The organism is Shewanella sp. 5_MG-2023, from assembly GCF_030547465.1.
In the GTDB taxonomy this organism is placed as follows: domain Bacteria; phylum Pseudomonadota; class Gammaproteobacteria; order Enterobacterales; family Shewanellaceae; genus Shewanella.
This window is the reverse complement of sequence record NZ_JAUORC010000020.1, coordinates 34477-47576: the sequence shown is the minus strand read 5'-3', so window position 1 is coordinate 47576 and position 13100 is coordinate 34477. Positions and strand designations below refer to the sequence as shown.

Annotated in this window: 10 protein-coding genes and 1 pseudogene; all 11 read left to right on the top strand. The window is 43.3% G+C overall.

The window, feature by feature from the left end:
- Positions 1–39 precede the first annotated feature (39 nt).
- Positions 40–900: a F0F1 ATP synthase subunit gamma gene (atpG, locus tag Q4557_RS13110; RefSeq protein WP_102436382.1), complete on the top strand. Its 861-nt coding sequence runs from the start codon at positions 40–42 to the stop codon at positions 898–900.
- A 34-nt stretch (positions 901–934) separates the two neighbouring features.
- Entirely contained in the window at positions 935–2326 is a 1392-nt protein-coding gene (atpD, locus tag Q4557_RS13105; protein ID WP_102436380.1) for a F0F1 ATP synthase subunit beta, read from the top strand.
- A gap of 33 nt (positions 2327–2359) precedes the next feature.
- The gene (locus Q4557_RS13100; RefSeq protein WP_076541813.1) at positions 2360–2788 is read left to right on the top strand and encodes a F0F1 ATP synthase subunit epsilon; all 429 of its coding nucleotides are present in this window, start codon (positions 2360–2362) and stop codon (positions 2786–2788) included.
- Positions 2789–2999: 211 nt separating this feature from the next.
- Positions 3000–4364, top strand: coding sequence for a bifunctional UDP-N-acetylglucosamine diphosphorylase/glucosamine-1-phosphate N-acetyltransferase GlmU (glmU, locus tag Q4557_RS13095; RefSeq protein WP_303413232.1), 1365 nt, complete (start codon positions 3000–3002; stop codon positions 4362–4364).
- A gap of 164 nt (positions 4365–4528) precedes the next feature.
- Positions 4529–6649 (top strand): TonB-dependent siderophore receptor, encoded by a 2121-nt coding sequence (locus Q4557_RS13090; protein WP_303413230.1) that lies wholly within the window; start codon positions 4529–4531, stop codon positions 6647–6649.
- A gap of 211 nt (positions 6650–6860) precedes the next feature.
- Positions 6861–7631, top strand: a complete 771-nt coding sequence (locus tag Q4557_RS13085) for a DeoR/GlpR family DNA-binding transcription regulator (RefSeq protein ID WP_102436374.1) — start codon at positions 6861–6863, stop codon at positions 7629–7631.
- A gap of 39 nt (positions 7632–7670) precedes the next feature.
- The gene (glmS, locus tag Q4557_RS13080; RefSeq protein ID WP_102436372.1) at positions 7671–9500 is read left to right on the top strand and encodes a glutamine--fructose-6-phosphate transaminase (isomerizing); all 1830 of its coding nucleotides are present in this window, start codon (positions 7671–7673) and stop codon (positions 9498–9500) included.
- Positions 9501–9674: 174 nt separating this feature from the next.
- Positions 9675–10511, top strand: coding sequence for a metalloregulator ArsR/SmtB family transcription factor (locus Q4557_RS13075; RefSeq protein WP_303413227.1), 837 nt, complete (start codon positions 9675–9677; stop codon positions 10509–10511).
- 65 nt (positions 10512–10576) lie between these two features.
- The gene (locus Q4557_RS13070) at positions 10577–11599 is read left to right on the top strand and encodes an ArsJ-associated glyceraldehyde-3-phosphate dehydrogenase (protein ID WP_303413225.1); all 1023 of its coding nucleotides are present in this window, start codon (positions 10577–10579) and stop codon (positions 11597–11599) included.
- Between the two features lie 17 nt (positions 11600–11616).
- Complete coding sequence (arsJ, locus tag Q4557_RS13065) at positions 11617–12846, top strand: organoarsenical effux MFS transporter ArsJ (RefSeq protein WP_303413223.1); 1230 nt, start codon at positions 11617–11619, stop codon at positions 12844–12846.
- A gap of 30 nt (positions 12847–12876) precedes the next feature.
- Positions 12877–13077: pseudogene (locus Q4557_RS13060) on the top strand (hypothetical protein); the annotation flags it as partial.
- Between the last annotated feature and the right edge of the window lie 23 nt (positions 13078–13100).

The following is a 13100-nucleotide window of genomic DNA, read 5'->3' as shown; positions in this document are numbered from 1 at the left end:
TGTCGTAAGACACCTCCGGTCCAGAATTGGAGAGTAAAGATGGCCAACGCTAAAGAGATTAAAACCAAGATCGCGAGTGTTAAAAACACTCAGAAGATCACTTCTGCTATGGAAATGGTTGCAGCCAGCAAAATGCGTAAAGCGCAGGAACGCATGGCTTCAAGTCGTCCATATGCAGAGCATATGCGTCAGGTGATCGGTCACGTTGCGCAAGGTACTCTTGAATATAAACATCCATATTTGGAAGTGAGAGATGCCAAGCGGGTTGGTTACATTGTTGTGTCAACCGACCGTGGCCTTTGTGGTGGTTTGAACGTTAACCTTTTCAAAAAGGTTGTGTCAGACGTGAAGAGCTGGAAAGACCAAGGGGCAGATGTTGAATTTTGTCCTATTGGTGCACGAAGTGTGCAGTTCTTCAAAAGCTTTGGTGGAGAAATCTCTGCCCATGCATCTGGTTTAGGCGATGCGCCTAAATTAGCCGATTTAATCGGTACCGTACGTGTGATGCTACAAGCTTACAACGAAGGTAAATTGGATCGTTTGTTTATTGTGTTCAACAAATTCGTTAACACAATGACTCAAACTCCTGTGATCGAGCAGCTGCTACCTTTGCCTAAGTCAGAAGAAGAAGTAGCTAAGTATCCTTGGGATTATATTTACGAGCCAGATCCAAAAGAAATTTTGGAAGTATTACTGACTCGTTATGTAGAGTCTCAAGTTTATCAAGGTGTTGTTGAGAATATTGCCTCTGAGCAAGCTGCCAGAATGGTAGCGATGAAGGCGGCAACAGACAACGCTGGCGAACTGATCAATGATCTGCAATTAGTCTACAACAAGGCACGACAAGCTGCGATTACGCAAGAATTGTCGGAAATTGTTGCAGGTGCTGCAGCGGTTTAGGTTAGGTAACGAAAACAAGTTTAGAGGATTAATCATGAGCACAGGTACTGTTGTCCAAGTAATTGGCGCGGTTGTGGACGTAGAGTTTCCACAAGATGCTGTACCTCAGGTATATGACGCTCTGAAGATCACAGGTGAAGGCGACTGTAATGGTTTGGTGCTGGAAGTTCAGCAACAACTAGGTGGTGGTGTTGTTCGTGCCATCGCTATGGGTTCTTCTGATGGTCTGCGTCGTGGTCTAGAGGTAGCAAACTCAGGTTCACCAATTTCTGTTCCGGTAGGGGTTGCAACCCTTGGCCGTATCATGAATGTATTGGGCGAGCCTATTGATGAATGTGGCGAAATTGGTGAAGAAGAGCGTTATGAAATTCACCGTGAAGCTCCTTCATATGAAGATCAATCAAGCTCAACTGAACTTTTAGAGACTGGTATCAAGGTTATTGACCTTGTATGTCCATTCGCTAAGGGTGGTAAAGTTGGTTTATTTGGTGGTGCTGGTGTTGGTAAAACCGTCAACATGATGGAATTAATCAACAACATCGCAAAAGCACACTCAGGTCTTTCTGTATTCGCTGGTGTTGGTGAGCGTACTCGTGAGGGTAACGACTTCTACTACGAAATGAAAGATTCTGGCGTACTCGACAAAGTAGCCATGGTTTATGGCCAAATGAACGAGCCTCCAGGTAACCGTTTACGTGTTGCATTGTCTGGTTTGACAATGGCTGAGAAATTCCGTGATGAAGGTCGTGACGTACTGTTATTTGTTGATAACATCTACCGTTATACCTTAGCCGGTACTGAAGTATCTGCACTGTTAGGTCGTATGCCTTCTGCAGTAGGTTACCAACCAACACTAGCTGAAGAAATGGGTGTTCTACAAGAACGTATTACTTCAACTAAGTCTGGTTCTATTACCTCTGTACAAGCGGTATATGTACCTGCGGATGACTTAACCGATCCGTCACCAGCAACAACCTTCGCTCACTTAGATGCGACTGTTGTACTGTCTCGTAACATTGCATCGCTAGGTATTTACCCTGCGGTTGACCCATTGGATTCGACTTCACGTCAATTAGATCCATTAGTAGTTGGTCAAGAGCATTATGATGTTGCGAACGGCGTTCAAACTGTACTTCAGCGCTACAAAGAGCTGAAAGATATTATTGCGATCCTAGGTATGGATGAATTATCTGATGAAGATAAAACAACTGTATTCCGTGCTCGTAAGATTGAAAAATATCTTTCACAGCCTTTCTTCGTTGCTGAAGTATTTACAGGTTCTCCAGGTAAATACGTTTCTCTTAAAGACACCATCCGTGGCTTTAAGGGTATCTTGAATGGTGAGTTCGATCACATTCCTGAGCAAGCGTTCTACATGGTTGGTTCAATCGACGAAGCTGTCGAGAAAGCTAACAAAGCAAAATAACTGAGCATTAGCTTAGTATTTTAGGAGAACTTGATGGCAGCCATGACAGTCCAACTTGATATAGTAAGTGCTGAAAACAGCATGTTCAGCGGTGAAGTAAGCTTCTTAGAAGTGAGCGGCACCGAGGGTGAGTTAGGCATTATGCCTAACCATGCTCCATTACTTACTAGAATCAAACCTGGCATGGCGCGCATGATCAAGCAAGATGGTAGTGAAGAAGTGATGTATCTTTCAGGTGGAATCCTGGAAGTACAACCTGCTTCAATCTCTGTTCTTGCTGACGTCGCTTTGCGTGCCGATGATATTGATGAGCAAGCTGCATTAGAAGCTAAGCAAAAGGCTGAAGCGAATATCGCTAATGCTGGTGCTGACTTTGATTATGAAGCTGCAACAATTGAATTAGCTAAATCATTAGCTCAACTTCGTGTTGTTGAAACCATCAAAAAGAACATTGCCAGATAAAGGTTATTGTTTTGAAAAGGCGACCCTAGGGTCGCCTTTTTTGTATCTAGAATTTGAATCAATTGCATCATAATAGTCGTGCTTATACGCCAATTTTTGACTAATAGTGTAATAATTTCCATGCTGATTTCCTGTCCCCCACAATCTAGGTTAAAATCAGCGTCAATAAACTGCATTAGCCAAAATTGAAAACTTGTATAAAGGAATCCCGATGTCATTAAATGTTGTAATTTTAGCTGCTGGTAAAGGAACACGGATGCGTTCAGACTTGCCAAAGGTACTGCACCCTATTGCCCACAAAAGCATGGTGCAACATGTTATTGATACTGCAAACTCATTAGGCTCAAACGCTATTCAATTGGTTTATGGCTATGGCGCAGACAAGCTGCAAGCTTCTTTAGGTGAGCAAGCGGTTAATTGGGTATTGCAAGCTGAGCAATTAGGTACAGGCCACGCCGTCGCGCAAGCCAATCCAAACATTAACGATGATGACACTGTGCTGATTTTATATGGGGATGTGCCGTTAATTCAGCAGTCTACCTTAGAAAGCCTACTTGCTGCTCGCCCTGAAAATGGTTTAGCAATATTAACAGTTAATTTAGCTAACCCAAGCGGTTATGGCCGTATCGTGCGCGAAGGTGGCAAGGTTGTTGGTATTATTGAGCAAAAAGATGCTAATGCTGAGCAACTACTTATCAATGAAGTGAATACCGGCATTATGGCGGTACCTGGTAAGCAATTAAAAGCGTGGCTAGGGCGTCTTTCAAACAGTAATGCCCAAGGTGAGTATTACCTAACCGATATTATTGCTATGGCCCACGAAGATGGAGTGGCAATTGATACCGCGCAGCCACAATCAGCAGTGGAAGTTGAAGGCGCTAATAACCGCGTTCAGTTAGCGCAATTAGAGCGTGCTTATCAAGCCCGTGAAGCTGAAGCGTTAATGCTGGCTGGCGCAAATTTACGTGATCCTAGCCGTATCGATATCCGCGGTGATGTGACCGTGGGTATGGACGTGATGATTGATGTTAATGTCATCTTTAATGGCAAAGTGACTTTAGGTAACAATGTCACTATTGGCGCAGGCGCGATATTAACTGACTGCGTTATCGCTGATAATGCTGAAATTAAGCCTTACTCAATCGTTGAAGGGGCAAAGCTTGGAGTTGCAGCCAGTGCTGGACCATTTGCTCGTTTACGTACAGGCGCTGAGCTAAAAGATAATGCCCATATTGGCAACTTTGTTGAAATGAAAAAGGCAGTGTTAGGTGAAGGCTCTAAAGCTGGCCATTTGGCTTATTTAGGCGATGCCAATATTGGCGCAGGGGTTAACATTGGTGCAGGTACTATTACCTGTAACTATGATGGTGCGAATAAATTCTTAACCACCATAGAAGATGGCGTATTTGTGGGGAGTGATACTCAATTAATTGCCCCAGTGACCATAGGTAAAAATGCCACTTTGGGTGCTGGTTCAACAATTGCTAAAGATGTCGCTGAAGGCGAGTTAGTTATTACTCGTGTTAAACAGCGCCATATCAGTGGTTGGGCAAGACCAGTTAAAAAAGCCAAATAGACTAAAAAACGATTAAATATCAAACGACAAGCATAGTTGCTTGTCGTTTTTTTTTACATAAAAAACACAAAGGTAAAGGCAATGTAAATAAACTTTAATAATAATCATTCTCATTTATAGTTGCGCCACATAAATACACAATTGCGAAACTTTAGAGGGTGAAGATGTTAACAAAGCTATCTTGTTTGTCACTTGCGGTAACGAGTGCAATTTTATCAATGTCTGTTATAGCAGAAGAGCAGAGCCATACCAATCAAGCCAGCTCTCCAGGTATCGAGCATATTGAAGTCACAGGTAGACAATTCAATGACTATAAAGTCGGTACGGCATCTGGCGCAATGCGCGGTGATATTAGCATTTTAGATACCCCTCAATCAGTTACCGTCATTCCTGATTTTATTACCGACGAGCAATTAGCCACGAATTTATCAGAAGTGCTAGTTAATGACTCCAGTGTGACTGGCGGCAGTGAAAAGTGGAATCGTCAGGTATTTAACCTTCGCGGTTTTGAGCTATCTTCAGGCTCAGGTTTCTTGATTAATGGTCAGCAGCAGTGGTCTCACTATGTACAGCCAATCGAAACATTACAGCAAGTTGAAGTGTTAAAAGGGCCTTCAAGCATGTTGTACGGTCAGTCAGGTCCCGGTGGACTGATTAATATGGTTACCAAAAAATCGACTTATGATTCAATGATCTATATCGGTTTTGACATTGATGAGCATGGTTCTACTCGTTTGCAACTTGATGCGGGTGGCAGTTTGAATGAAGCGCAAACGCTGCGCTATCGCACCGTGCTGGTGAAACAAGATACCCAGTATTGGCGAGAGTACCGCGATGACTCTAATCAAGAACGAGATCGTTGGTTAGGCTATTTAAATGTAGAGTTTGATGTCACTGATGATTTGTTGTTGTCGGTTAAATATGACCATACCCAAGACAAAACCGGAATCGATCGTGGTGGTTGGTTAGATGCTGATGGAGAACTTATTGGTGGACGTGACACGATTTGGGATATGCCTTGGGCATTTACCGATAACACCATTAGTAATTTAGGTGCTGAATTAACTTATCATTTAACTGATGATTGGAAAATTAAAGCTGGTTATAACGACCAACAATTTAACCGTCAGCGTTTAGATTCATCGCCAAGCCTATGTACTGCATGTGGTGATGATCCGCTAACTGATGGCTACTATATCAGTCCATTTGATCGTTATGATGATTGGCAGCATAAGACTGGCTTTGTTGATTTAACGGGTAATTTTCAAACTGGTAATTTAGGTCATCAATTGTTAATTGGCGCCAATATGCTTGATTATTATTACGGTCAGCTCAAAGAATCTGGCGACAAATATCAAGTTGTGATGCCTGGGCTGCCCATGCCTAACCCTCAACTTGATTATCGTAATGATGACACTAAATCTGAAAGTGAATACAAGCATTACGGCTTTTATATTCAAGATTTAATAACAATCAATGACTCATGGAAAGCGCTGGCTGGTATGCGTTATGACGAGCAAAAGAAAGAAGGTGCTGGTAACAATAGCTATGCAGTGTCACCTAAGTTTGGGCTTATTTACTCGCCAGTAGAAAGCGCAAGCATTTACCTTAATTATTCAAAAAGCTTCACACCACAAGGTATGGTTAACGATATTAATGATCTTAATGACCAAATGAACCTTGATCCTGAATACGGCGAACAGTATGAACTTGGTGCCAAGTGGGAGCTATTTGACGGCAGTTTATTGCTGACTGGCGCTGTATTTGATATCACAGTGAATAATGTCACAGTAAAAGAGCAGATTGAAAACTCTGAGCAAACCATTACCACTCAATCAGGTGAGCAGCGCCATCGAGGTTTTGAAATAGGTTCACAAGGCCAACTAAGCGATAAATGGTTTATGACCGGTTCAATGATGTATTTAGATGCAGAGTATATCCGCCCAGATCAAGATAGCTTGAATGGCAAAACCCCAGTAGATGCGCCTGAATTATCGGCGAATATCTGGACTCGTTACGAAATGACCCAAGACTTAGCCTTTAATTTCGGGGCAATATATGTTGGCGAACGTTTTGCTAATACCAGTAATGCCATTGTAAAAGACGACTATTTTCGTTTTGACTTAGGTGCTGCCTATTCAATGCCGGTAATGGGAAGCGATATTAGCGTACGCATGAATATCAAAAACCTATTTGATACCGACTATCTTGATGGTGGTTCAGAAACTGATGTCACCGTTGGAGAGGGACGGAACTTTAGCTTAGCATTTGAAGCAAAATTCTAAGTATTAATAAGGCATTAAGTAAATTACTGCCACAATTGTTACAGTGACACTGCTAGCTTACTTTAACTTTTGATTATCAATATCAAGCCCCTATATCAATGATAGGGGCTTTTTGTTGGGCTAAATTTGAAATAGCTAACTTTCAAAGGCTAGTAAAAAAGTTTCGTTTAGTTATAATATGTCTTTCGAACCGAAACTTAAGCTACTGAACATGAATAAAAGAAACACACAGCAGCGACGCCATAGCATTATTAGCCTGTTGAATAGCCAAGGTGAAGTCAGTGTTGATGAGTTATCCTTACGGTTCGAAACTTCTGAAGTCACCATTCGTAAAGACTTAGCCACTTTAGAAAAAACCGGACTGTTATTACGCCGCTATGGTGGCGCAGTTGCTATACCTGATGAAGTCACTCAGGCATTTAGCAGCAAAATAGCCCCTAATAAATTATCAATCGCCAAAGCTGCGGCTGAATTAATTAACGATCACAACCGCATTATCATTGATAGCGGCAGTACCACCTCAGGGTTAATTCAACAGCTCAATCATAAGCGCGGTTTGTTAGTGATGACGAACTCATTGCAACTGGCAAACGCCATCCATGAGTTAGAAAATGAGCCGACATTATTGATGACCGGCGGCACTTGGGATCCGCATTCAGAGTCGTTTCAAGGTCAAATAGCGGAACAAGTACTACGCTCATATAACTTTGACCAGCTATTTATTGGCGCAGATGGCATTGATTTAGCCCGTGGCACCACCACCTTTAACGAATTAACTGGCTTAAGCAAAGTGATGGCAGAGGTCTCAAGAGACGTTATCGTGATGCTTGAATCGGACAAGTTTGGCCGCAGGATCCCCAACCTCGAATTACCTTGGAGCAATATCAGTGTATTAGTCACTGATGACAAGCTACCTGCAGAGACTGTGGCCACAATTACAGAATATGGTGTGAGAGTCATTTTGGCTCCTCACAAAGAATAGTTTTTCATTTTTACTAAATTAAATAATTGGACATAAATTATGTGTGGAATCGTAGGCGCAGTAGCGCAAAGAGATGTGGCTGAAATTTTAGTAGAAGGCCTTAAGCGCCTTGAATACCGTGGTTATGACTCTGCAGGTGTTGCCATCATCAATAATGATCAACTTGGCCGTACTCGCCGCGTCGGTAAAGTACAAGAGTTATCAGATGCGTTAGCCGCAGCACCACTGGCTGGCGGCACAGGTATTGCGCACACCCGTTGGGCAACCCACGGTGAGCCAAGCGAGCGTAATGCTCATCCACATGTGTCTGAAGGCGATATTGCCGTAGTGCATAACGGTATTATTGAAAACCATAATAAACTGCGCGAAATGCTAAAAGGTTTGGGTTACAGCTTTGCATCAGATACTGATACCGAAGTGATTTGTCACCTTGTTCATCACGAGTTGAAAACACATGACACCCTAGTTGCCGCTGTGCAAACTGCTGTTAAACAACTAGAAGGTGCTTACGGAACTGTAGTTGTCGATCGCCGTGATAACTCTCGCATGGTTGTTGCCCGTAGTGGTAGCCCGTTAGTCGTGGGTTACGGTTTAGGTGAAAACTTTATCGCATCAGATCAGCTGGCTTTATTACCTGTTACCCGTTCATTTGCCTTTTTAGAAGAAGGTGATGTAGCCGAAGTGACTCGCCGTGAAGTGAATATTTTTGATGTTGATGGCAATGCAGTAGAGCGTGAAGTGAAAGAGTCAGAAGTCACCCACGATGCCGGTGATAAAGGTGAATACCGTCACTACATGCTTAAAGAAATCTACGAGCAGCCAACTGCCATCGCCCATACTTTAGAAGGCCGTATTGCTGGTGGTAAAGTATTAGATACTGCTTTTGGTGACAACGCAGCCGAGTTCTTAAAAGACATCAAACACGTACAAATCATTGCCTGTGGTACCAGTTACCATGCGGGTATGGCGGCGCGTTACTGGTTAGAAGACTGGGCAGGCGTATCCTGTAATGTTGAAATTGCCTCTGAGTTCCGTTATCGCAAATCGCACTTATTCCCTAACAGCTTGTTGGTGACGATTTCACAATCAGGTGAAACAGCTGATACTTTAGCGGCAATGCGTCTAGCAAAAGAAATGGGCTATAAAGCCACCTTAACCATCTGTAATGCACCTGGTTCATCATTAGTGCGTGAATCTGATATGGCTTACATGATGAAAGCCGGCGTTGAAATTGGTGTGGCTTCAACTAAAGCCTTTACCGTGCAATTGGCTGGTTTATTAATGCTAACCACAGCAATTGGTCGTCACAATGGCATGAGTGAAGAAATGCAAGCCGCTATCACCCAAAGCCTACAATCTATGCCTGCGAAAGTTGAGCAAGCCCTTGGTTTAGATGATGCCATTGCTGAGCTAGCCGAAGACTTTGCCGACAAGCACCATGCACTATTTTTAGGCCGAGGTGATCAATACCCAATCGCAATGGAAGGCGCACTAAAGCTGAAAGAAATTTCATACATTCATGCAGAAGCCTATGCCTCTGGTGAACTAAAGCACGGCCCATTAGCGCTTATTGATGCTGACATGCCAGTTATTGTTGTCGCACCTAACAACGAGCTGCTTGAAAAGCTTAAATCAAACGTCGAAGAAGTGCGTGCTCGTGGTGGCTTAATGTATGTGTTTGCCGATAAAGATGCCGAGTTTGAGTCTGATGACACCATGAAGGTAATCCCAGTACCACACTGTGATGAGTTTATGGCACCGCTGATTTATACCATTCCACTACAGTTATTGTCATACCATGTGGCACTAATTAAAGGTACAGACGTGGATCAACCACGTAACCTAGCCAAATCGGTAACGGTTGAATAAATCGAGAGTTAATTACTAGCATTTTAAAAGCCTCAACATGCAGATGTTGGGGCTTTTTTGTTTATGGGAGTTTGAATATTAGCTGAAACTTATCATTCTAAGCTCAAAATAAAACTAGAATATATGGTATTTCGTATATACAATCTTTTATATAAGTTTTGAATGGGTATAAATATGAGTATTAACAAACAACGAGTGTTATTTCTGTGTACGGGCAATTCAGCCCGCTCGCAAATGGCTGAAGTGTTGTTAAAACATCGCGCGGGTGATCGCTTTGAGGTTTATAGCGCTGGTACTCAGCCTGAAGCGGTGGATCCTCGTGCTATTGATGCCTTGCACCGTTTTGGTATTGATACGGCTAATATGACTCAGCTTGTTTCAAATCCTATTAGCGACTTTAAAGCGCAGCAGTTTGATTATGTCATCACCCTTTGTGATCGTGCCACTGATGAGTGCCGCAGTTATGAAGGTGCGGGTAAACAACTGGCATGGGATTTTCCCGATCCAAAATCGCGTCAAGGTTATCATCCATTTTTAACCACCTTAAATGAAATCAATAATCGCTTGTCGATGTTTCTTTTGGTCGAAGCTATTACCCCAGAAACGATTACCTCAGAATCAGCCACCAGCAATGAGGGCATAACTAGCCTTGAACCCAGCGTTTTTTATAAATGCCTGACAGATGATATTCGCTTAAAAACCCTAATGCTGACCCATTACCACGGCGAGCTGTGTGTTTGCGAGTTAATGCAAGCGCTGGCAGAAGATAGCCAGCCTAAGGTGTCGCGTAATCTGGCGGTGCTTAAAAAAGCCAACATTATCAGCGACCGTAAACATGGCCAGTGGGTGTTTTATCGGATTAATGCCGAGCTGCCTTTGTGGGCCAAATCTGTGATAGCACAAACCACTGAAAATAATATTTCCCTAATAGCCGCGCCGCTGCAAAGGCTAGCGCAAATGCAAGGTCGGCCAAGCAAGGCAAACTTTAGCAAGGCAAACTTTTGTAACTAGCGCTAAGCAAAGAATTACAGAACAAATTTAAAAATTAACCTTAAGAAACAGCAGAGAACTTACTAATGACTATTAAAATCGGAATTAATGGCTTTGGCCGTATGGGACGTTTAACAATGCGCGCCGCATTTGATTGGGATGAGATTGAAATCGTGCATATCAATGATCCCGCGGGCGATGCCGCAACATTAGCGCACCTGATGACCTTTGATTCAGTTCATGGCCGTTGGCATCATGAAGCAAGCCATACTGAAGTGAATGGCACTCAAGCCATGGTCATTAATGGCAATACCATCCCATGTACTCAAAATGTGGCAACCCAAGATACTGACTGGTCACAGTGTGATGTAGTGGTTGAGGCGTCGGGTAAAATTAAAACCAAAGCATTGCTGCAAGCTTATTTAGATCAAGGCGTAAAACGTGTCGTTGTTACTGCGCCGGTTAAAGAAGATGGCGTGCTGAATATCGTGATGGGTGTTAACGAAGGCTTATATGATAAAGCGCTTCACCCTATTGTGACCGCAGCCTCTTGTACCACTAACTGTTTAGCCCCTGTGGTTAAAGTTATTCATGAAAAAATTGGTATCAAACACGGGTCAATGACCACCATTCATGACATCACTAATACTCAAACCATTATTGATGCACCGCATCAAGATTTACGCCGCGCCCGTGCGTGTGGCACTAGCTTAATTCCTACCACCACAGGTTCAGCAACGGCAATTACCCATATTTTCCCTGAGCTAAAAGGCAAGCTTAATGGTCACGCGATTCGAGTGCCATTAACCAATGCCTCTTTAACCGATTGCGTATTTGAAGTTGAGCGTAAAACCGATATTGCTGAGATTAACCAAGTACTAAAACAGGCTGCAGAAAACGAGCTTAAAGATATTTTAGGTTATGAGGAGCGTCCGCTGGTTTCAATCGATTATAAAACCGACCCGCGCTCAAGCATTATTGATGCCTTATCCACTATGGTGGTCAATGACACTCAAGTAAAACTGTATGTGTGGTACGACAATGAGTGGGGCTATGCAAATCGCACTGCGGAATTGGTACGCATGGTTGGTTTGGCTGACAAAAACTAGATATAGGTTATGAGTTAATGGGGCTTTTATCATTAAGCAATTTATCACCACAGATTAAGCAGTACTTGGTGATAACCGGTAATTATTGGGCGTTTACCTTAACCGATGGTGCACTGCGGATGCTGGTGGTGCTGTATTTTCACCACTTAGGTTATAGCCCGCTCAATATTGCCATGCTGTTTTTGTTTTATGAAATCTTTGGGGTGGTCACTAACTTAGTGGGCGGTTGGCTTGGGGCGCGTTTGGGGCTGAATAAAACCATGAATATTGGTTTGGGGCTGCAAATTATCGCCTTAGCCATGTTAGCGGTGCCGGCTGACATGCTTAGTATTGGCTATGTTATGTTGGCGCAGGCACTGTCAGGTATTGCTAAAGATTTAAATAAAATGAGTGCTAAAAGCGCCATTAAACTCTTGGTGCCAGCAGGGGCTGAGGGCAAGTTATATCAGTGGGTCGCTATTCTTACCGGTTCTAAAAATGCCTTAAAAGGGGTGGGTTTCTTCTTAGGCGGCTTATTACTGACATTACTTGAGTTCAGAGGGGCGATTATCTTAATGGCGTCACTGTTGGCGCTGGTATGGCTATTTAGCTTAGTTACGCTTAAGCAGGATCTAGGTAAAGCCAAGAGTAAGCCTAAGTTTAAAGAGGTGTTTTCAAAAAGTCGTTCAATCAACATATTGTCTGCAGCGCGAATGTTTTTATTCGGCGCTCGTGATGTGTGGTTTGTGGTGGCCTTGCCAGTGTTTTTGGCGGTGACCTTTAATTGGGATCACTGGTGGGTGGGCGGCTTTATGGCAAGTTGGGTTATTGGTTACGGCATTGTGCAATCCTTCGCACCTTACATTACTGGTAAAAAGCATGGCCAAGTGCCTAGCGGCCGTGCAGCGGTATTGTGGGCCAGCTATTTATGCGTCATTCCTGCGGCTATCGCACTGGCGTTACAGATGGACTTTTATGTGCAAAGCAGCATTATCATTGGCTTACTGATATTTGGCGCTGTGTTTGCGGTGAACTCATCACTGCATAGCTATTTAATCGTGAGCTATGCAGACAGTGATGAAGTGTCCCTTGATGTGGGCTTTTACTATATGGCTAACGCCATGGGGCGATTAATCGGTACGGTATTATCTGGGCTCGTGTTTCAGTTTTATGGTCTAGAAGCCTGCTTGTGGATCTCGGCGGCTTTTGTTGCCATCGCAGCAGGGCTATCGACCAAGTTACCTGTGACCAAACTGAGCACGCACTAATTTACGCACTAATTAATAGTCACAATTATTGCCGACAGTGATGAAGTGTCCCTTGATGTGGGCTTTTACTATATGGCTAACGCCATGGGGCGATTAATCGGTACGGTATTATCTGGGCTAGTGTTTCAGTTTTATGGTCTAGAAGCCTGCTTGTGGATCTCTGCGGCCTTTGTTGCTATTGCAGCAGGGCTATCGACCAAGTTACCTGTGACCAAACTGAGCACGCACTAATTTACGCACTAATTAATAGTCAC